The organism is Blautia sp. Marseille-P3087 (assembly GCF_900120195.1).
Classification (GTDB): Bacteria; Bacillota; Clostridia; order Lachnospirales; family Lachnospiraceae; genus Blautia_A.
On record NZ_LT635539.1, the window covers coordinates 1 to 21,393 of the forward strand.

General features: G+C 43.2%; 12 protein-coding genes and 1 tRNA gene. 10 read left to right on the forward strand and 3 right to left on the reverse strand.

Features of this window, described 5'->3' with window-relative positions:
• Window positions 1-130 precede the first annotated feature (130 nt).
• Window positions 131-201, forward strand: a tRNA-Trp gene (locus BQ7344_RS00050).
• Between the two features lie 251 nt (window positions 202-452).
• Window positions 453-1,898 carry an alanine/glycine:cation symporter family protein gene (locus BQ7344_RS00055; RefSeq protein ID WP_072520882.1) on the forward strand — a complete coding sequence of 482 codons (1,446 nt, stop codon included), beginning with the start codon at window positions 453-455 and terminating at the stop codon, window positions 1,896-1,898.
• A gap of 337 nt (window positions 1,899-2,235) precedes the next feature.
• Here the strand turns inward: BQ7344_RS00055 and BQ7344_RS00060 are convergent, their stop codons facing one another.
• Window positions 2,236-3,204 carry a P1 family peptidase gene (locus BQ7344_RS00060; RefSeq protein WP_072520883.1) on the reverse strand — a complete coding sequence of 323 codons (969 nt, stop codon included), beginning with the start codon at window positions 3,202-3,204 and terminating at the stop codon, window positions 2,236-2,238.
• Window positions 3,205-3,411: 207 nt separating this feature from the next.
• Here BQ7344_RS00060 and BQ7344_RS00065 point away from each other — a divergent pair, with 207 nt between their 5' ends.
• The gene (locus BQ7344_RS00065) at window positions 3,412-4,071 is read left to right on the forward strand and encodes a trimeric intracellular cation channel family protein (protein WP_072520884.1); all 660 of its coding nucleotides are present in this window, start codon (window positions 3,412-3,414) and stop codon (window positions 4,069-4,071) included.
• A gap of 99 nt (window positions 4,072-4,170) precedes the next feature.
• Here BQ7344_RS00065 and BQ7344_RS00070 read toward each other — a convergent pair whose 3' ends face one another.
• Both BQ7344_RS00070 and BQ7344_RS00075 read right to left on the reverse strand, forming a co-directional pair.
• Window positions 4,171-5,913, reverse strand: coding sequence for an ammonium transporter (locus BQ7344_RS00070; RefSeq protein ID WP_072520885.1), 1,743 nt, complete (start codon window positions 5,911-5,913; stop codon window positions 4,171-4,173).
• Window positions 5,914-6,142: 229 nt separating this feature from the next.
• The gene (locus tag BQ7344_RS00075) at window positions 6,143-8,254 is read right to left on the reverse strand and encodes a glutamine synthetase III family protein (protein WP_072520886.1); all 2,112 of its coding nucleotides are present in this window, start codon (window positions 8,252-8,254) and stop codon (window positions 6,143-6,145) included.
• Between the two features lie 290 nt (window positions 8,255-8,544).
• Here BQ7344_RS00075 and purF point away from each other — a divergent pair, with 290 nt between their 5' ends.
• From purF to BQ7344_RS00110, 7 genes are all read left to right on the forward strand, one after another.
• Window positions 8,545-9,954: an amidophosphoribosyltransferase gene (gene purF, locus BQ7344_RS00080; protein WP_072520887.1), complete on the forward strand. Its 1,410-nt coding sequence runs from the start codon at window positions 8,545-8,547 to the stop codon at window positions 9,952-9,954.
• Between the two features lie 169 nt (window positions 9,955-10,123).
• On the forward strand, window positions 10,124-11,761 hold the full coding sequence (locus BQ7344_RS00085) for a CTP synthase (protein WP_072520888.1): 1,638 nt from the start codon (window positions 10,124-10,126) through the stop codon (window positions 11,759-11,761).
• A 16-nt stretch (window positions 11,762-11,777) separates the two neighbouring features.
• Window positions 11,778-16,325 (forward strand): glutamate synthase large subunit, encoded by a 4,548-nt coding sequence (gene gltB, locus BQ7344_RS00090; RefSeq protein WP_072520889.1) that lies wholly within the window; start codon window positions 11,778-11,780, stop codon window positions 16,323-16,325.
• A 15-nt stretch (window positions 16,326-16,340) separates the two neighbouring features.
• Entirely contained in the window at window positions 16,341-17,825 is a 1,485-nt protein-coding gene (locus BQ7344_RS00095) for a glutamate synthase subunit beta (RefSeq protein ID WP_072520890.1), read from the forward strand.
• Between the two features lie 167 nt (window positions 17,826-17,992).
• The gene (locus BQ7344_RS00100) at window positions 17,993-18,796 is read left to right on the forward strand and encodes a class C sortase (RefSeq protein WP_083585444.1); all 804 of its coding nucleotides are present in this window, start codon (window positions 17,993-17,995) and stop codon (window positions 18,794-18,796) included.
• Window positions 18,783-19,763 carry a prealbumin-like fold domain-containing protein gene (locus tag BQ7344_RS00105; protein WP_072520892.1) on the forward strand — a complete coding sequence of 327 codons (981 nt, stop codon included), beginning with the start codon at window positions 18,783-18,785 and terminating at the stop codon, window positions 19,761-19,763. Before BQ7344_RS00100 ends, BQ7344_RS00105 begins: the two co-directional genes overlap by 14 nt.
• A gap of 40 nt (window positions 19,764-19,803) precedes the next feature.
• The gene (locus tag BQ7344_RS00110; protein WP_072520893.1) at window positions 19,804-21,327 is read left to right on the forward strand and encodes a response regulator transcription factor; all 1,524 of its coding nucleotides are present in this window, start codon (window positions 19,804-19,806) and stop codon (window positions 21,325-21,327) included.
• Window positions 21,328-21,393: the final 66 nt, after the last annotated feature.

Here is a 21,393-nt window from a genome sequence, read left to right on the forward strand (position 1 = left end):
ATGGACTGGACATTTGCGAGCAAATGACACCGAATGACGAAGTCATGAGGTGACCGATTTCGAGCGAACGCATGGTCATGATCTGGTTGCAAATGTCAACATGTATGTGGTTTTGAAGATACGATAACGTAGGGGATTGGTCAAATGGTATGATAGGGGTCTCCAAAACCTTTGGTGGGAGTTCGATTCTCTCATCCCCTGTTTTTAGTGAGTCGGGAAGTCTTTTAAATTAAGGCTTTCCGGCTTTTTGTGTTTCATACAAAATATAGAATTCAGGAGCACCGGAGAGGACACCAAATTGACACTTTTTATTGCTTTTTATTGAAATAAAGCGTATTATAGATTTAATGAGTTAACAGCTCTCCACGATAACACGATAAAGTGTGCGTACCATGGGGAGCTTTTTATTTTTTTGACTATCAGATAAAAAGAAAATCAGAAAAGAGGAATGTATGGAAAAATTTTCAGTATTTGTGAATAACGTAGACTCGTTAGTATGGAGCATGGTACTTGTTGTATTATGTCTTGGTGTGGGATTGTATCTTTCAATCAGACTGAGATTCCCACAGATTCGACTGATGAAAGAAATGATTCATCTTTTAATGGATAAAGAAGAAAGTGAAAGCGGAATCACTCCGTTTCAGGCATTTGCGACAACGGTAGGTGCCCGTGTTGGAATGGGAAATATTGCTGGTGTTGCTTCTGCAATTTTTTACGGAGGTCCGGGTTCTGTATTCTGGATGTGGATGATCGCGGCAATCGGAGCGGCTTCTGCATTTGTAGAATCTGCGCTGGGACAGGCTTACAAGGTCAAAAATCCGGATGGAGAATTTTCAGGAGGTCCGGCATATTACATAGAAAAAGGGTTAAAATGCAAACCGTATGCGATCCTTTTTGCAATTGTTGCATTTCTGGGACCTGGATTTCTCATGCCGGGTGTGCAGATTAACTCACTTGTAACAGTTTTTGAAGAAGCATTTTCTGTAAATAAAATTCTTGTCGGTGCTATCTGTTGTGTAATCCTCGGTATTGTTGTTTATGGAAGTATTAAAAGAATCGCACAGATTGCGGAATTACTTGCGCCGGCGATGTGTGCGGTATATATTCTTGCGGCAGTCATTATTCTGGGACTCAATATTACCAAACTTCCGGGAATCCTGAAGATGATCATTCAGTCTGCATTCGGAGTGCATGCATTGCTGGGAGGTATTGTTGGTTCTGCAGTTTCATGGGGCGTCAAACGAGGTATTTATTCCAATGAAGCCGGAATGGGATGTGGTGCGATAGTTTCTGCAGCAGCAGAATGTTCACATCCTGCAAAACAGGGACTGATCCAGTCATTTTCCATTTATGTGGATACATTATTTATCGGAACAGCAACAGCAATGATCGTTCTTTTGACAGGTACATTTGATGTAACTGATGCAGCCGGAAATCTTCTGATCAGTCAGACCGGCGGGCTGGAATCCGGAATCAAATGGACACAGCACGCATTGATAAGTACTTTTGGAACGTGGAGTGGAAAGGCACTTGCCATTATCATTGTTTTGTTTGTATTTACGTCTATGACGGGATATTGTTATCAGGCAGAATCCAATATCCGTTATCTGACAGGTAACAGCAAAAAGGCAGTTGCAATCGCCAGAGCAGTGTTCCTTGCAGCATCTTTCCTTGGGGCAATTGTAAATGCAGATGCTGTATGGGCAATGGGTGATATCGGATACGGACTTATGGCATGGGCAAATATCATTGCAATCGCATTTCTTGCACCAAAAGCGGTAGAAATCCTGCGAGATTACGAAAAACAAAAGAAAAGCGCTAAGAATCCGGTGTTTGATCCGGCAAAATTTGGTATCAAAGATGAGACCGGAGCGTGGAACCGAAAAAAAGATAGTTGACCTTGTGTCAGCTATCTTTTTGGTTATGAATAGATTTAGAAATTCAGATTCTACGGAATCCGCATGTGCAAGAAGTTCTTCTGCACTTTTATAAAAAAGCTCTCCCTCCGGAGTGAGGGTCAGTTTGTTATTATTTCGAAAAAATAGATTGACGCCAAATTCTTCCTCGTTGCGACAGGAGGATGGGAAAAAATAAAAGGAATCTGGGATCGAACACAATACAAAAAGAAAGATCAATAAAACAAACAGACCCTATCTGGAAAAAAGATTTCATTAAATAATTTAATTCCTCAAAAGCAATTTCTATACACACGTACTTAGTAAGTAACCCCAAATTTTATACGAAACTGAGATCTTTATAAGCAGGAAAACCATAAGCTGATTCGCTATTTCTGATTGCACAGAGAATTGCTTCTGCCATCACATCTGCAGCAAGTGTTCCGACCATATCACAGTCAGCAGGTATGTTTCCGACAGAAAGTGCGTAAATACTGTCTCCGTCAGCTGAGGTATGTACAGGACGGATCGAACGTGCATAGCCATTGTGTGTCATGCCGGCAATTTTACAGAGCTGGCTTTTGGTGAAGGCGGCATTGGTGATGATCGCACCGATTGTGGTATTTTCCACAAATTTATTTTCGTGGATGTCATATGACCGGTAAAGAAACTGTGCAGAATCAGCAAAAGATTTCCGGTCATCAGAGAGCATGCCGGCGATGATCTGACCATTGTGATGATCATAAATATCCCCCAGGGCATTGACGGCGACGATAGCGCCGATCTTTAATTCTCCAATCTGTACTGCATAACTTCCGATGCCGGATTTCATGCAGTGTTCCATGCCATTTAATTTGCCAATGGTTGCACCGGTTCCGACACCAAAGCAGCCATCCTGGTAATTATTCTGCCAGGCACCGACACAGGCTTCGTATCCCATGGCTTTATCCGGACGGGTATATGGATCAGCAACAGTCAGATCAAAAATATCTGACTGACATACGAGAGGAACTTTCGCGATGCCGACATCGAGCCCGATTCCTTTTTCTTCCAGAAACTGCATAACACCGCCGGCAGCATCAAGTCCGAAAGCACTTCCACCGCCGAGCAGGACTGCGTGAATCCGATCGGCAGCAGCAAGAGGTTTCAACAGCTCGCTTTCACGGGAAGCCGGTCCGCCTCCACGTACATCGAGTCCTGCGCACATGCCGGTTTCGCTTATAATGACGGTACAGCCTGTTCCGGCCGAGGTGTTTTGGGCATTACCAATGCGGATATTGTCAAAATCTTTTATGGAAATTATTTTCATTGTATGCCTCCTTGAGTTAATTATAATTATACTAACAAAGAACTATTTTAAAGTCAAACAGAATGGAGGAACAAAAAAGTTGCAGCAGAGTGAAAAGAAGGAAAGCGTTTTGCGATATCTGATTGCAAGAACTCTCTCAGACAGTTATAATGAACATCAGGACTTCTAATAAGAAGATAATGATGGGGGAAGTGGAGAGGGAAAATTATGGATTATCAGCAGCTTATTACATTTATCATGGAAATGCTCGGAACAGTGGCGTTTGCAGCGTCCGGAGCTATGGTAGCGGTAGATCGTGCCATGGATATTTTCGGTGTGATCGTGCTCGGAGTTACGACAGCTGTCGGCGGTGGGGCGATACGTGATGTGATTCTTGGAATCGTACCACCTGCAATGTTCAGAAATCCGATTTATACACTGGTGGCAACGATCACATCCTGTGTAGTCTTTCTGATTTTATATTTAAAGAAAGAGCTTTTACAGGGGCACAATCGTGAGACTTATGACAAAGTCATGCTTGTGATGGACTCGATCGGACTTGGGATATTTACGGTAGTAGGTGTAAACACCGGAATTTCACATGGATATGTGGATTATATGTTTCTGCTTGTGTTTCTTGGGACGATTACCGGCGTTGGTGGTGGATTACTGAGAGATATTATGGCAGGAGTACCACCATACATTCTTGTGCGCCATATTTATGCATGTGCATCAATCGTAGGAGCAATCGTCTGTGTGGTTCTGTACCGTCATTTTGGTGCGGTTGCATCTATGGTAGGAGCATCGGCAGTCGTAGTTCTGATCCGGTATCTGGCCGCACATTACCGCTGGAATCTTCCGAAACTTGCACGTGAAGAAGAGAATTGAATATTGTTGCAGACAAAGAAGCAGCCCTTCTCCGAATCGGAGAGGAGCTGCTTTTGTTCATTTTACTTATAGAGGAAATTTTAAGGGTTTACCGGAAGTTTATTCCAGAGGCTGTGTGTCCTGGAGTGCCTCAAATCCTTCTTCACCGGTACGGATCTTGACAACATTTTCGATATCGTATACAAATACTTTACCGTCACCGTACTGACCGGTATGAAGAACTCTCTTGGCAGTTTCGATAACTGTTTTGACCGGTACCAGGCTGACAACGATCTCAATCTTGATCTTAGGCAGCAGGTTCATATCCATCTCAACACCACGGTAGTAGGAGCGGGCACCTTTTTGTACACCACATCCCATAACGTTTGTAATGGTGATACCGGTAACACCGATTTCATTCATTGCATGCATGAAGTCTTCAAGTTTACTCTGACGTGTGATAATAACTACTTTTGTCAGCTTGTGTACGCCTTCTTTTGGAAGTTCCGGAATTGTGTTAACAACTTCAGCCGGAGCTACATTTGCAGAAACATTTGCAGAGGCTGCTTTCTTGGCAACGCCCATAGGAGTAGGAACAGTCATGGTGTCATGTACAACAAATCCGTCATAAGCACTTGTAAGACCATGTTCTTTGGAATCCAGACCTTCGATTTCTTCTTCGGCGGATACACGAAGGCCGATGGTATGTTTGATCGCCTGGAAAATAATTGTCATAGTAACAGCAACCCATGCGATTGTGATGAGCATACCGACGAGCTGTACGCCGAATCCATGGAAACCGCCGCCAACCAGAAGACCTTTCCAGCCTGTGCCAGCTCCGTCAGAGAAAAGACCAACTGCAAGGGTACCAAAAGCACCGTTTAATCCGTGGACACCGACTGCACCAACCGGATCATCTACTTTAAGTACTTTGTCAATAAATTCAATACCGAATACAACTACAAAACCAGAGATAATACCAATGATAGCAGCAGATACTGGAGATACGGTATCACATCCGGCTGTAATAGCAACAAGACCTGCAAGAGATCCGTTCAGAGACATGGAAACATCAGGTTTTTTGTATCTTACCCATGTGATGAGCATAACGGCAACTGTCGCAACAGCAGCAGCAAGGTTGGTAGTTACAAAAATCTTACCTGCACTTACGATAGCATCGCCTTCCATGCTGACAGTAGATGCACCGTTGAATCCGAACCAGCAGAACCAGAGGATGAATACACCTAAAGCACCGATGGTAAGGTTGTGTCCCGGGATGGCTTTTGATTTGCCGCTCTTAGAGTATTTTCCGATACGAGGTCCGAGGATGAGAGCACCGACAAATGCGGCAACACCACCGACCATATGTACTGCACAGGAACCAGCAAAATCATGGAATCCCATCTGGCTGATAAAACCACCACCCCAGATCCAGTGTCCGGATACCGGATAAACGATCAGGCTGATCAGAAAACTGTAGATACAGTAGGATGAGAACTTTGTACGCTCTGCCATAGCTCCGGATACGATCGTAGCGGATGTTGCGCAGAAGACTGTCTGGAAGATCAGGAATGCCCAGAACGGAACACCGTCAGGGAGCATTGCGGAACCATAATTAGCTTCGGTAGCAATGCCACCGATCTTTCCGAAGAATCCGTTTCCGGCTCCGAACATGATTCCGAATCCGACGATCCAGAATGTAGGAGTACCGATACAAAAGTCCATCAGGTTTTTCATAATAATGTTACCGGCGTTTTTGGCTCTGGTAAAACCAGTCTCAACCATTGCAAAACCGGCCTGCATAAAGAAGACAAGTGCGGCACCTAAAAGTACCCATATTGTGTTTACTGCTGAATAATCCATAAAGTTACCTCTCTTTCCCTAAAAAGTTGAATAAGTTAATGGTTACAAAATTGAAAAGGCACGGGAATGATGTTATATCATTCTCCGCGCCTTTACGAATCAAATATATATGTAAAACAGGGGGTGTCGTATCGTGTGATTAATGGATGAGGAAATCGATAATGAATTATGAAGTAGTTCATGTTCATAGTGACATCCCCTGATTTTACCATTGTGAAATTGTTTTTCCTCAGTCAGAGATAGAAAACAGAAGTTTTCCGTATGTTGGATATGGAAGGATGGAATCCGGGATCAGAACTTCGGCTGCATCAGCGGAAGCACGAACCTTTTCCATATCAGAAAGGACAACACTCTGATAAAGTTTAGCACTCTTAAGAAGATCTTTGCCGGCTTCATATTCAGCCATAGCAGTATCTTTTTTCAGGGTTTCGAGATCTTTTGTCATGGTCTCGGAAAGTTCTGTCAGCTGTGTAAGAAGAGAAGCCTCTGCGGATACGGAAATATCCGGAACAACTGATTTCTTAAGTGCTGCGGTCTGTGCAATTTTTTCCATGTATGTAGTAATGCTCGGAAGAAGATCTTTCTGAATGATCTCAGCTAAAGTACCTGCTTCAATGTGAAGCGTTTTCACATAGTTGTCGAGCTTGATCTCGTAACGTGAATGAAGCTCTGCATCGGTGAATATATGATGACTGGTAAGCAGTTTTGCATTTTTTTCATCGATGAGATGCGGCAGTGCATCCGGTGTGGAAACCAGATTATAGAGACCACGTTTTTCTGCTTCTTCAATCCATTCATCTGTGTAGCCGTTTCCGTTGAAGATAACTCGTTTGTGATCAATGATCGTCTTTTTCAGCAGTTCATGAACAGCGGTATCCATATTTTCAGCCGGAACATCTTTCAGTTCCTCATAGAACTGATGAAGTACCTCTGCAACAGCAGTGTTGAGGATGATGTTCGGGTTGGCTACAGAAGAAGAGGAGCCAAGCATACGGAATTCAAACTTATTTCCGGTAAATGCAAACGGTGAAGTACGGTTTCTGTCTGTGTTATCTTTTACGAAGTGAGGAAGTACTTTTGCACCGATATCCATCTGAACAGCACCGTGTCCTGCAAAGAACTCATCGTTTTCGATTGCCTTGAGCACTTCGGTAAGTTCATCACCGAGGAAGATGGATACTACAGCCGGCGGAGCCTCGTTTGCACCGAGACGGTGGTCGTTTCCGGCACTTGCAACAGAAATACGAAGCAGATCAGCGTAGTCATCAACTGCTTTGATAACAGCTACAAGGAATACAAGGAACTGTGTATTTTCGGCAGGTGTTTTGCCAGGATCCAGAAGGTTGACTCCGGTGTCTGTGCTCATGGACCAGTTGTTGTGTTTACCACTGCCGTTGATTCCTTCGAATGGTTTTTCATGAAGCAGGCAGACCATGTTGTGTTTTGCTGCAACTTTTTTCATGATTTCCATGGTCAGCTGGTTGTGATCGACAGCAACGTTTGTTGTATCAAATACAGGAGCAAGCTCATGCTGTGCAGGAGCAACTTCATTATGTTTTGTCTTTGCCGGAATACCGAGCTTCCAGAGCTCTTCGTCCAGATCATGCATGTAAGCTGCAACACGTGGCTTCAGAGTTCCGAAATAATGATCTTCCATTTCCTGTCCTTTAGGAGCCGGAGCACCGACCAGTGTACGTCCGCAGAAGATCAGGTCCTTTCTCTTATTATAAAGATCTTTGTCTACAAGGAAATATTCCTGTTCCGGACCTACGGTTGTGTTGATGTGTTTGACTTCTGTATTGCCAAGAAGACGAAGAATCTTAACAGCTTCTTTATTTAAGGTATCCATGGAACGAAGAAGAGGAGTTTTCTTATCCAGTGCTTCGCCGCTGTAAGAACAGAAAGCTGTCGGGATATAAAGTGTACGGTCTTTAATGAATGCCGGTGAAGTAGGATCCCATGCTGTATAACCTCTTGCTTCGAAGGTGGCGCGAAGACCGCCTGACGGGAAACTGGATGCATCCGGTTCACCTTTTACAAGTTCCTTGCCGGAGAAGTCCATAATAACCTGACCGTCAACAGTAGGAGAAATGAAACTGTCATGTTTCTCTGCTGTAAAGTTGGTCATTGGCTGGAACCAGTGAGTATAATGGGTAGCACCGTGTTCCAGTGCCCATTCTTTCATGGCAACTGCTACAGAGTTGGCAACATCAAGCTCCAGATGTGTACCGTTCTCGATTGTTTTCTTCAGCGCCTTGTACATATCTTTCGGTAATTTCTCACGCATGATCTTGTCGTTAAAAACAAGACTGCCATAAATTTCAGGAATGCTATGTCCCATAGTAAAGTCTCCTTTCGATTTTCGATTCCATTAATCGTTATGATCTTAGTGATAAACAAAAAAGGCGCCTTGGAATCTAATCCAAAGCGCCGTTGCTTATGTGATGTAGTATACACAAAAAAAAACTCTTGTCAACATTTTTTGTGAAAAAAATTTCAAATTTTTTGTTTGGTCAGATGAATTTATTTGTATGGCTTTTTGCAGGGACAAGGGTTGACAAAAGTCGATCTTCTATTATAATTTCAGGTAGATTCACAGGTAAATTTCATAGATAATGGGAGGAAATTCTGATGGCAGGAATTAAGGAAGCCTGTGGTGTATTTGGTATTTATGATCTGGATGGAGGTAATGTTGTTCCATCCATTTATTATGGCCTTACATCACTTCAGCATCGTGGACAGGAGTCTTGCGGACTTGCAGTTTCCAAAACGAACGGAGAGCGCGGTAATGTTCAGTTTCATAAGGATCTCGGACTGGTAAGTGAAGTTCTCCGTGAAGATACCATACGGAATATGGAGGGGGATCTCGGGATCGGACATGTACGTTATTCCACGACCGGTGCATCTGTTGCGGAGAATGCACAGCCGCTGGTTTTGTCTTATATTAAGGGGACACTCGCACTTGCACATAATGGTAACCTGATCAATACCCCTGAATTGAAATGGGAACTGATTCAGAACGGAGCGATTTTCCATACGACGACAGACTCAGAGGTTATTGCATTCCATGTGGCAAGAGAAAGGGTACATTCCAAAACTGTTCAGGAAGCAGTTCTGAAAACCGCCCGCAAGTTAAAGGGAGGCTATGCGCTTGTAATCATGAGCCCGAGAAAACTGATCGGTGTCCGTGATCCGCTTGGATTGAAACCGCTTTGCCTTGGTAAGCGTGACAATACATATGTGCTTGCTTCTGAAAGCTGTGCACTTACTTCTGTAGGTGCTGAATTCGTCAGAGACATTGAACCGGGTGAGATGATCACGATTTCAAAGAACGGAATCGAATCCAACAAAGAACTGAGTACCGGCAAACATGCCCATTGTGTATTTGAATATATTTATTTTGCAAGACTGGACAGTATGATGGATGGGGTAAAGATTTATGATGCACGTATCCGTGGCGGAAAATCCCTTGCAAAATCCTATCCGGTAGATGCGGATCTGGTTACAGGTGTTCCGGAATCCGGTATTCCGGCAGCGAAAGGTTATTCAGAAGAATCAGGAATCCCGTTTGGATTTGCATTTTATAAGAACAGCTATATCGGAAGAACATTTATCAAACCGACACAGAAAGAGCGTGAGTCCAGTGTCCATCTGAAACTGAGTGTACTGGATTCAGCAGTTAAAGGTAAACGTATCGTACTGGTAGACGATTCCATCGTGCGGGGAACTACGATCGCAAATCTGATCCGTATGCTGAAGAAGGCCGGCGCGCTGGAGGTTCATGTAAGGATCAGTTCACCACCGTTCCTGCATCCATGTTATTTCGGAACAGATGTACCGTCCAATGATCAGCTGATCGCAAGCAATCACAGTGCACAGGAAATCTGTGAGATGATCGGGGCAGATTCTCTTGGATATATGCAGAGTGAATATCTTGAGGGAATGGCAGGCAACCTTCCGTTATGTAAAGCCTGCTTCGATGGTAAGTATCCGATGGATGTGGAAGCAGAACTCAACAAAAAAATCGACTGTGGATGTTGATATTTTTACAAAAATACATATTTACAAACGAAAAAAAATAAGGTATAGTAAATTTCATATTTTAGGATCTTATTCTGACAAAGGCGTCAGGAGCGATTGAGGATAGTCCCTTATGCGCTTCTGGCGCCTTTTTTAATTTTAAGATACAGGATAGAGGAGGAAATCGGTAATGGCAGTAAAATATGTTTTTGTAACAGGTGGTGTAGTATCCGGACTTGGTAAAGGTATTACGGCAGCGTCTCTCGGAAGACTTCTGAAAGCGCGCGGATATCAGGTGACTATGCAGAAGTTTGATCCTTATATCAATATTGACCCGGGTACAATGAATCCGATCCAGCATGGAGAAGTTTTTGTTACGGACGATGGTACAGAGACGGACCTGGATCTGGGGCATTATGAAAGATTTATTGATGAAAGCCTCGACAAAAATTCCAATGTAACGACCGGTAAGGTTTACTGGTCTGTATTACAGAAGGAACGTCACGGAGATTTCGGCGGAGGAACCGTGCAGGTTATCCCTCATATTACAAATGAGATTAAGAGCCGTTTCTATCGTGCAAAATCACAGGATGAAGAAAAAATTGCAATTATTGAAGTTGGTGGAACCGTCGGAGATATTGAAAGCCAGCCGTTTCTGGAATCTATCCGTCAGTTTCAGCATGATGTAGGACATGACAATGCAATTTTGGTTCATGTAACACTGATTCCATATCTGAAAGCCTCGGAAGAAATGAAGACCAAACCGACACAGGCGAGTGTTAAAGAACTTCAGGGAATGGGAATACAGCCGGATGTACTGGTATGCAGAAGCGAACATCCGTTGACTGATGAAATCAAAGGAAAGATCGCTTTGTTCTGCAACGTACCGGTCAGCCATGTACTGCAGAATCTGGATGTGGAATATCTGTATGAAGCACCGCTTGCCATGGAACGTGAGAAACTGGCAGATGTAGTACTGGAATCCTTAAGACTTGAAAATCGCAAACCGGACTTAAGTGAGTGGATTCAGATGGTCAATGACCTCAGAAATCCGGAAAGCGTTGTAAATATTGCAATGGTAGGAAAATATACACAGCTTCATGATGCTTATTTAAGTGTGGTAGAAGCTCTGAAACATGGTGGTATTTCCTGTAAAGCAAAGGTTGAGATCACCTGGATTGATTCTGAAGAACTGAATGAGAAAAATCTGGATCAGACACTTCATAAAGTAGACGGTATTCTTGTTCCGGGGGGATTTGGAAACAGAGGAACCGAAGGTATGATTCTTGCAGCACAGTATGCACGTGTACACAAGATTCCATATCTGGGTATCTGCCTCGGCATGCAGATGGCAATTGTGGAATTTGCCCGTCACGTGCTCGGATATGAAGATGCCAACAGTATCGAACTGGATCCGTCAACAAAGCATCCGGTAATTGCATTGATGCCGGATCAGGAGAGCGTGGAAGATCTGGGAGGTACTTTAAGACTCGGAAGCTATCCATGCGTACTTGCAGACAGCTCCAAAGCACTGGAATTGTTTGGAAAGAAAGAAATTCAGGAGCGTCACAGACATCGTTACGAAGTCAACAATGCATATCGTGAAGAATTTGCCACAAAAGGTATGACGATTGCAGGTACTTCTCCTGACGGACACATCGTAGAGATGATCGAGATCAAGGATCATCCGTTTTACGAAGGAACACAGGGACATCCGGAATTCAAATCCAGACCGAACCATGCGCATCCGCTGTTTCGTGGATTTGTAAAGGCAGCAGATGATTATGCAAAACTGAAAAAAAGCCGGCAGGCGAAAAATCAGGAATAAGAAAGGATTAGTGAATATGCAGGAAGTAAGCAGAGAAAATCATGGTCTGTACCGCAGTGAATTTGAACACGACAACTGCGGTATCGGTGCTGTTGTAAATATAAAAGGTAAAAAAACTCATGATACAGTTGCCAATGCTCTCAGGATTGTAGAACGTTTGGAGCATCGTGCCGGTAAAGATGCAGAGGGAAAGACCGGTGATGGTGTTGGTATCCTTCTGCAGATTTCACATAAATTTTTCAAAAAAGCCTGTAAGAAAGAAGGATTTGAGATCGGTGATGAGAGAGAATACGGAATTGCCCAGTTCTTTTTCCCACAACATGAGATCAAACGTGCACAGGCGAAAAAGATGTTTGAGATCATTGTGGAAAAAGAAGGACTGGAACTTCTCGGATGGAGAACCGTGCCGGTAATTCCGGAGGTTCTCGGTCATAAAGCAAGAGAATGTATGCCATACATCATGCAGGCATTTATCAAAAAGCCGGAAGAAGTAGAAAAAGGGCTGCCGTTTGACAGAATGCTGTATATTGCACGCCGCGAGTTTGAACAGAGTAATGATAATACTTATGTTGTGTCTATGAGCAGCCGTACGATCGTATATAAAGGTATGTTTCTTGTAGGACAGCTTCGCACATTCTTTGCAGATCTTCAAAGTCCGGATTATGAATCTGCGATCGCCATGGTACATTCCAGATTCAGTACAAACACCAATCCGAGCTGGGAGAGAGCACATCCGAATCGCTTTATGGTACACAATGGTGAGATTAATACCATCCGTGGAAATGCGGATAAAATGCTTGCACGAGAGGAAAATATGGAATCGCCTTATCTGAAAGGTCAGCTTCATAAAGTGCTTCCGGTAGTAAACCGCAATGGTTCTGACTCTGCAATGCTGGATAATACACTGGAATTTCTGGTTATGAGTGGTATGGAGCTTCCGCTTGCAGTCATGATCACGATTCCGGAACCATGGGCATATAACGATACGATTTCGCAGGAAAAGAGAGACTTTTATCAGTATTATGCAACAATGATGGAACCATGGGATGGGCCTGCGTCCATTCTGTTTTCTGATGGTGATGTGATGGGAGCAGTCCTTGACCGTAATGGTCTGCGTCCGTCCAGATATTATATTACTTCTGATGGTTATATGATCCTTTCTTCTGAAGTTGGTGTCATGCCGGTACCGGAAGACAAGATCGTATTAAAAGAGCGTCTGCATCCGGGCAAAATGCTGCTTGTGGATACCATTCAGGGAAAAGTTATTGATGATGATGAACTGAAAGAAAAATATGCAACCATGCAGCCATATGGTGAGTGGCTGAACAGCAATCTGGTACAGCTTAAAGATATTAAGATCCCGAACATCCGTATGGAAGAATATACAGATGAACAGCGTGCGCGTCTGCAGAAAGCATTCGGCTATACGTATGAACAATATCGTACTTCTATCCGCAACATGGCGCTGAACGGAGCTGAGAGTATCGGTGCAATGGGTGTGGATACACCACTTGCTGTACTGTCTGATCAGGACCGCCCGTTATTTGATTATTTTAAACAGCTTTTTGCACAGGTTACAAACCCGCCAATCGATGCGATCCGTGAAGAAATTGTTACTTCTACCAGTGTATATGTCGGTAAAGACGGAAACCTTCTGGTACAGCAGCCGGAGAACTGTCATGTACTGAAGATCGTTCATCCGATACTGACAAATACCGATATGCTGAAAATCAAGAATATGCAACATGAGGGATTTAAAGTAGCGGTAGTTTCAACTCTTTATTATAAGAGTACAAAACTGGAACGTGCGATTGACCGCCTGTTTGTAGAAGTAGATAAAGCATACCGTGATGGTGCAAATATTCTGGTGCTTTCAGACAGAGGTGTGGATGAAAACCATATGCCGATCCCGTCATTACTTGCAGTATCCGCGGTACATCAGCATCTGGTAAAGACAAAGAAGAGTACATCTCTTGCTATCATACTAGAATCCGGGGAACCAAGAGAAGTACATCATTTTGCAACACTGCTCGGCTATGGCGCAAGTGCTGTTAACCCTTATCTTGCTCTGGAAACCATCCGTGAGCTGATTGACAATCATATGCTGGATAAAGATTATTATGCAGCAGTAGAAGACTATAACCATGCGGTATTAAGCGGTATTGTCAAGATTGCGTCCAAAATGGGTATTTCCACGATCCAGTCTTATCAGGGTTCCCAGATCTTTGAGGCAATCGGTATTTCTCAGGAAGTGATCGACAAATACTTTACAGGAACTGTAAGCCGTGTAGGTGGAATTACACTGGAAGACATTGAAGATAATGTAGAAAAACTGCATTCCGAGGCATTTGATCCGTTAGGCCTTGATACAGACCTTACACTGGACAGTGTCGGCGCACATAAAATGAGAAGTCAGGGAGAGGAACATCGTTACAACCCACAGACGATCCATCTTCTGCAGGAGTCTACGTGGACAGGAAGCTACGATCTTTTCAAACAATATACAGCGCTGGCAGATAAAGAAAGCCATGGTGCACTCAGAGGTCTTCTGGAGTTTAATTATCCGGAAAAGGCAATCCCGATCGAAGAAGTCGAGAGTGTGGATGAAATCGTAAAACGATTCAAGACAGGTGCAATGTCCTATGGATCTATTTCTCAGGAAGCACATGAGACACTTGCAATTGCGATGAATCATCTGCATGGTAAATCCAATACAGGTGAAGGTGGAGAGAGTGCAGAACGTATTGCTTCTGCCGGAAGCAAGAATGACCGCTGTTCCGCAATCAAACAGGTTGCCAGTGGCCGATTTGGTGTAACAAGCCGTTATCTTGTATCGGCAAGAGAAATCCAGATCAAGATGGCGCAGGGCGCAAAACCCGGAGAGGGAGGACATCTTCCTGCAAAGAAGGTATATCCGTGGATTGCCAAAACACGTCATTCCACACCGGGTGTTTCTCTGATCTCACCGCCGCCGCATCATGATATTTATTCCATCGAGGATCTGGCGCAGCTGATCTACGATTTAAAGAATTCAAATGTATATGCAGATATTTCTGTCAAACTGGTTTCAGAGGCTGGCGTCGGTACTGTCGCAGCAGGTGTTGCAAAAGCCGGTGCACAGACAGTCCTGATTTCCGGATATGACGGTGGAACAGGTGCCGCACCGAGAAGTTCTATCCACAATGCAGGACTTCCGTGGGAACTCGGCCTTGCAGAGACACATCAGACACTTCTTATGAACGGACTGCGTAACCGTGTTCGTATTGAGACAGACGGTAAACTGATGAGTGGCCGTGATGTTGCAATTGCAGCACTTCTCGGTGCAGAAGAATTCGGCTTTGCGACAGCTCCGCTTGTAACTATGGGCTGCGTAATGATGCGTGTATGTAATCTGGACACATGTCCGGTAGGGGTTGCAACACAAAATCCGGAGCTTCGTAAACGCTTCCGCGGAAAACCGGAATATGTAGAAAACTTTATGAGATTTATTGCTCAGGAACTGAGAGAATATATGGCACGTCTTGGTGTTCATACAGTAGATGAAATGGTTGGACGTACAGATCTCCTAAAACAGTCTCCGGATGCAGTCGAACCACATAAAGGAAAACTGGATTTAAGTGCGATTTTGAATAATCCATATGCCGGAAATGGTCAGAAAGTGACCTTTGACCCGAAAGCAGTATATAATTTTGAACTGGAGAAGACACTCGATGAAAAAATTCTTCTTAAGAAATGTGCAAAGGCAATCTCAAAAGGAGAACACGTGGAATTAAGTGTGGATGTTACCAATACAGACCGTACTTTCGGTACGATCCTTGGTGCGGAGATCACCAGACAGACCGGAACAGGGCTGCCGGATGATACAGTAGTGATCAACTGCCACGGAGCAGGTGGACAGAGCTTTGGTGCATTTATTCCGAAAGGTCTTACATTGAATCTGACCGGTGACAGCAACGACTACTTCGGAAAAGGACTTTCCGGTGGTAAGCTGATCGTTAGAGTCCCGGAAAAAGCTACATACAAACCAGAAGAAAATATCATCATCGGTAACGTTGCTCTGTATGGTGCAACCAGTGGCTATGCGTTTATCAATGGTGTTGCCGGTGAACGTTTTGCAGTTCGTAACTCCGGTGCCTATGCTGTTGTAGAAGGTGTCGGTGAACATGGATGTGAGTACATGACAGGTGGTCGTGTTGTTGTTCTCGGGAGAACCGGAAAGAACTTTGCAGCAGGTATGAGCGGCGGTATTGCATATGTTCTGGATGTGGAGAACAAGCTGTATAAGAACATCAACAAAGCAATGATCTCTATTGAGAAAGTGGAAAATAAATATGACAAAAAAGAACTTCGTGATCTGATCGAAGCCCATGTTGCGGCTACAGGTTCCGAATTAGGTGCAAAAGTGCTTGCCGACTTTGACTATTATCTGCCTCACTTTAAGAAACTGATTCCAAATGAGTACAAGAAGATGATCACACTCAGTGCAAAACTGGAAGAAAAAGGTCTGACAAGTGAACAGGCGCAGATGGAAGCATTTTATGAAAGCATCGGAGCAAAGCATTAAGGAGGATGAGGAAACATGGGAAAGCCAACAGGATTTTTAGAATATAAAAGAGAGACAGCCAAAGTGCTGCCTCCAAAAGTCCGGATCGCCAACTTCAATGAATTCCGGACTCCGATCAGCAAAGAAAAACAGACCATTCAGGGCGCACGCTGTATGGCATGCGGAGTTCCTTTCTGTCAGTCAGGAATGATGCTTAACGGAATGGCTTCCGGATGTCCGCTGCACAATCTTGTGCCGGAAACAAATGATCTGGTTTATACAGGTAATTGGAAACAGGCATACTTAAGACTTTCCAAGACACACAGTTTTCCGGAGTTTACCTCCAGAGTATGTCCGGCACTCTGTGAAGCAGCCTGTACCTGCAATCTGGACAGCGAACCAGTATCCACAAAAGAAAATGAAAGAGCAATTATTGAGACTGCATGGCAGGAAGGATGGGTAAAACCACAGATTCCGCGTGTGCGTACCGGTAAAACAATTGCTGTTGTCGGAAGCGGACCTTCCGGTCTGGCAGCAGCACAGCAGTTAAACAGACGTGGACACAGCGTTACCGTTTATGAAAGAAGCGACCGCCCGGGCGGACTTCTCCGTTATGGCATTCCGAATATGAAACTGGAGAAATCAGTCGTAGACAGACGAATCCATTTAATGGAAGAAGAGGGTGTTAAGTTTGTATTAAATACAAATGTAGGAAAAGACATTACAGCAGAAGAACTTCTTAAGAAATATGACCGTGTCATCCTTGCATGTGGAGCATCCAATCCAAGAGATATTAAAGCCCCGGGAAGAGAAGCAAAAGGAATTTATTTCGCCGTAGATTTCCTCGGACAGGTAACAAAGACTCTTCTGGATTCGAATTTCGAGAAAGTTCCGTATGAACTGGCAAAAGATAAACATGTGCTGGTCATCGGTGGTGGTGATACCGGTAACGACTGTGTAGGTACAAGTATACGTCTCGGAGCAAAATCTGTGACACAGCTTGAGATGATGCCGAAGCCTCCGGCAGAGCGTGCGGCAAACAATCCATGGCCGGAGTGGCCGCGTATCCTCAAAACAGATTATGGTCAGGAAGAGGCAATTGCTGTATTCGGACATGATCCGCGAGCATATCAGACAACAGTCACAGAATTTATTGCAGATAAAAAAGGAAACGTGTGCAAGGCCAAAACTGTCAAACTGAAACCGCAGAAAGACGAAAAGACCGGAAGAATGATGATGGTACCGGTCGAGGGAACAGAAGAAGTAATTCCGGCAGAGGTAGTGCTGATCGCAGCAGGTTTCCTCGGAAGTCAGAAATATGTTACCGATGCATTTAAAGTAAATATCAACGGCCGTACAAATGTAGAGACAAAACCGGAAGCATATGAAACTTCTGTTCAGAGAGTCTTTACAGCGGGTGATATGCACCGTGGACAGTCTCTGGTTGTGTGGGCAATTCGTGAAGGACGTGAGGCTGCCAGAGCGGTAGATGAATCCCTGATGGGATATACAAATCTCTAATATAGTATTTTTTTTAAAGAGTTATGGCGATATTGTCATGGCTCTTTTTTTACTTTATACATTAATACGAAATCACATAAAATTATTTACATCATTCTTGTTTTTTTTATATTCAATAAAACAGAAAAACTTTTTAAAATATAGAGAGAATGAGGTATAATATCATTATGAAAGAGAAATTCAGAAAAGTTATTTTGATGATTGGGATTCTGATCACAGCAGCGGGCCTGTGTCTGGCAATGTATGCCACAGTAAGCAACTGGTATTGTGAATACAAGGCCGGAAATGAAATTGAAATTTACAGTGAGACTGTCAGAAATACCAGTCAGGATGAGTTGAGACATATCAAAGAAAATGTGATAGAATATAATCGCACACTGGCATCAGAAGAAAGTACTTCATCGATAAGCTATGATGAGATGCTTGCAGCAACAGATGCCATTGGTTATCTGGAGATTCCGAGGCTTCAGCTGATGCTTCCTATATATGAAGGAACAGAGGAAGACGTTCTGGCAAGAGGAGTTGGACACATGGAGCAGACATCTCTTCCAGTGGGTGGGGCTTCTACGCACTGTGTACTTGCCGGACACACAGGACTTCCTACAGCAAAGCTTTTTACACATCTGGATAAAATGAAAGAAGGAGATCTGTTTTATATTCATGAACTGGATGAAATACTGACCTATAAAGTGGACCGGATCAGTGTGGTACTTCCAGATGAAACAGATGCCCTTCAGATAGAAGAAGGAAAAGATTATGTAACACTTCTGACGTGTATCCCCTATGGCGTAAACAGTCACAGGCTTCTGGTCAGGGGAGAACGTACAGAGAATCCGGTGACTGCGGATTCACAGGAGAAGGCAGACAAACCTGTAAGTACAGTCGTTTATGCAGTTTTTGTGGGAATCATTCTGATCGTGTTATATATATGGTTCAAACATAAAAGGAGGAGATCGAATGAAAAAGAATAAGAAATGGACAGTACTGGCACTGATCTGTCTGCTGATGCTGATGCTGATGGTACTGCCGGTAAAGGCAGAAACAACAGGAAGCATTGCAATACAGCTTCATTCAGATGCAGCAGAAGTAGAAATGACGTTGTATAAGGTTGCTGCGTATGCAGATGAAGAATATACAATGACAGAAGAATTTCAGGGTTGTGGCATCACGACGAAACAGCTTTCAGAAGCAAAAAACGTTTCACAGATTACAGAGACACTGGAAAAATATGTGGCAGCACAGAAACTGAAGGGCATACAGAAAACAAAAAAAGCAAATGAAATACTTCTTTATGAAGGACTCTCTCCGGGACTGTATTTTGCAGTACAGACAGCCGGACAGGATAAGGCACTTGCAGAGAGCACGCTGATCCTGCTTCCATCTACAGAAAGCGGAGAAAAAAACTATCATCCTGAGGTTACAGTGAAATGTGTTTCACAGGTGGGTGCAGTGATCCTGAATAAAACAGATCCGGATGGAAACGTTTTGGAAGGCGCCTGCTTCAGGCTGAAGCAAAAGAACGGAGATTCCTGGAAAGAGTTAAATGTTTCACTGACAACAAATAAAAACGGACAACTGCAGGTTTCCGGGCTTCCTTTTGGAAAATATCAGTTTGTTGAGACAAAAGCACCGGATGGATTTGTAAAATCTGACAAGCCAGCTGCATTTGAAATTTCCAAAGCCGGGGAAGTTACAGAAAACGGAGGAAAATATGAAACCCTGTCAGGAACAGTAGAGGAGGTTCAGGTAGTTAACCAGCCGGAAAAAGAAACACCACCAGGATCAGGAAACCCGGGCAGCCATGATTCGGGAAGCAGTACGAAAATGAGCGTAAAAACAGGAGACAATACACCGATCGCATTGTTTGTGTTCCTTCTGGCAGCAGGTGCATGCGCAGGACTGGCAGTAGCTGTTAAAATAAAGAAAGGAAAAAAATAGAGATATCGAATCCGAAAATATTCGGGGGGGGGTAGACTAAATGAGAAGCGTTCTGATTGTTGACGATGAGAGAATCGAACGAGAAGGAATCGCAGCTCTTCTCCAGATGGGAAATTATAATCTTGAAATTCTGGAGGCAGTGAATGGAAAAGAAGCATTAACAATATTGAAAGAAAAAAAACCGGAGATTTTGCTGAGTGATATCCGGATGCCATTTATGGATGGAATTGAGCTTACACGCCAGGCAAAAATTATGAATCCAGATATGGCAGTTGTGATCTTCAGTGGATTCAGTGATTTTAATTATGCTAAAGAAGCAATCCGCAATGGCGTGCTGGAATATATCCTGAAACCGGTAGATCCACAGGAATTTAAAAATGTCATGGATAGTGTCATGTCATATCTGGATAAAAAGAAACAGAACGAAGAAGCAATGCAGAAAAAACAGGAGTTTCTTGGGCAGTATTTTCTGCATAAATTTATCCATAATGGAAAATCTGAAATTATGGATGATGCAATGAAAATTCTGGATGTTTCCTGGTGGAACAGAACCGGAAGAATGTTGCTGCTGAATGGTGAGGATGGCTTTTTTGAGAACTATGACGGCGATTTTGAACAGATGCTGACAGAAGAACTTCCATTTTCATTTCATTATCTGAATTATGACTCGGACAGTTCCATCCTTTGTTTTGAACAGAATGTTAAAGTAGATTTTCAGATTCTTGCGAAACATATATTTGAGTTTGTTGAAAAAAGCTGCGGCAGACAGATTTATATTGCAGTTTCCAGTCAGCTCGAAGGGAAAGAGGCAATTCCACAGGGAATGAAAGAACTGGAAAGTCTCATGGAAAACAGGTATTACCGAGCCGATCAATGGATTTTTATGCCGGATACAAACTGGGAAAACAAAGAGAATTATGAGCTTCCTCTTGAAATGGTCGAAAAAATGGAAGAAGATATCAGGCTTCATGATATTGCACATCTGTGGGAGCATTACAACAAGTTTATGAAATATAAGGAATATGGAGCAGGATTTTCTTATATTTATATGAATTTCGTATGCACTAATCTGATCAAGAGCATGTATACGCAGATGGATTATCCGGTTGAAAAATATTCAAATGTGATTGAAAAAATGTTTCATGTAGAAAATATTCAGGAAGTTGCAGAGGCACTGGAAGAGACGATACATCTTTTTGAGCAAAAACTGTTTTCTGTCAAAAACAGTAACAGGAGTGAAGTTGAAAAAGTAAAAAGCTATATCTATGCACATTATCAGGAAGACATAAATCTTGAATTCCTGAGTGCGGAAGTGTACCTGTCACCGGGCTATATGAGTTATATTTTTAAGAAAGAGACAGGCGAAGGTCTTGCTCAGTTCATCAGGAAATTCAGACTGGAAAAGGCAAAGGAGCTTTTGTGTACAACAAATAAAAAGATTGTACAGGTTTGTGCGGAAACAGGATTTACGAATCCATCGTATTTCTGCAAGAGCTTCCGCGAATACTATGGATGCAGTCCGGATCGTTTTAGAAAAAATGAGATTCAGAGAGAAACCATGTGAAAAAATGAAATAATATTTAAAAAATGCAGTGAGGAAATTATGTGAATATACACATAATTGAAAAAG

What these genes read in the sequence shown, in the direction of transcription:
- BQ7344_RS00065 (WP_072520884.1), top strand. Translation starts at nt 3,412, where the DNA reads ATGGATTATCAGCAGCTTATTACATTTATCATGGAAATGCTCGGAACA.
- BQ7344_RS00075 (WP_072520886.1), bottom strand. Translation starts at nt 8,254, where the DNA reads ATGGGACATAGCATTCCTGAAATTTATGGCAGTCTTGTTTTTAACGAC.
- BQ7344_RS00085 (WP_072520888.1), top strand. Translation starts at nt 10,124, where the DNA reads ATGGCAGTAAAATATGTTTTTGTAACAGGTGGTGTAGTATCCGGACTT.
- purF (WP_072520887.1), top strand. Translation starts at nt 8,545, where the DNA reads ATGGCAGGAATTAAGGAAGCCTGTGGTGTATTTGGTATTTATGATCTG.
- BQ7344_RS00060 (WP_072520883.1), bottom strand. Translation starts at nt 3,204, where the DNA reads ATGAAAATAATTTCCATAAAAGATTTTGACAATATCCGCATTGGTAAT.
- BQ7344_RS00110 (WP_072520893.1), top strand. Translation starts at nt 19,804, where the DNA reads ATGAGAAGCGTTCTGATTGTTGACGATGAGAGAATCGAACGAGAAGGA.
- BQ7344_RS00105 (WP_072520892.1), top strand. Translation starts at nt 18,783, where the DNA reads ATGAAAAAGAATAAGAAATGGACAGTACTGGCACTGATCTGTCTGCTG.
- BQ7344_RS00055 (WP_072520882.1), top strand. Translation starts at nt 453, where the DNA reads ATGGAAAAATTTTCAGTATTTGTGAATAACGTAGACTCGTTAGTATGG.
- BQ7344_RS00095 (WP_072520890.1), top strand. Translation starts at nt 16,341, where the DNA reads ATGGGAAAGCCAACAGGATTTTTAGAATATAAAAGAGAGACAGCCAAA.
- BQ7344_RS00100 (WP_083585444.1), top strand. Translation starts at nt 17,993, where the DNA reads ATGAAAGAGAAATTCAGAAAAGTTATTTTGATGATTGGGATTCTGATC.
- BQ7344_RS00070 (WP_072520885.1), bottom strand. Translation starts at nt 5,913, where the DNA reads ATGGATTATTCAGCAGTAAACACAATATGGGTACTTTTAGGTGCCGCA.
- gltB (WP_072520889.1), top strand. Translation starts at nt 11,778, where the DNA reads ATGCAGGAAGTAAGCAGAGAAAATCATGGTCTGTACCGCAGTGAATTT.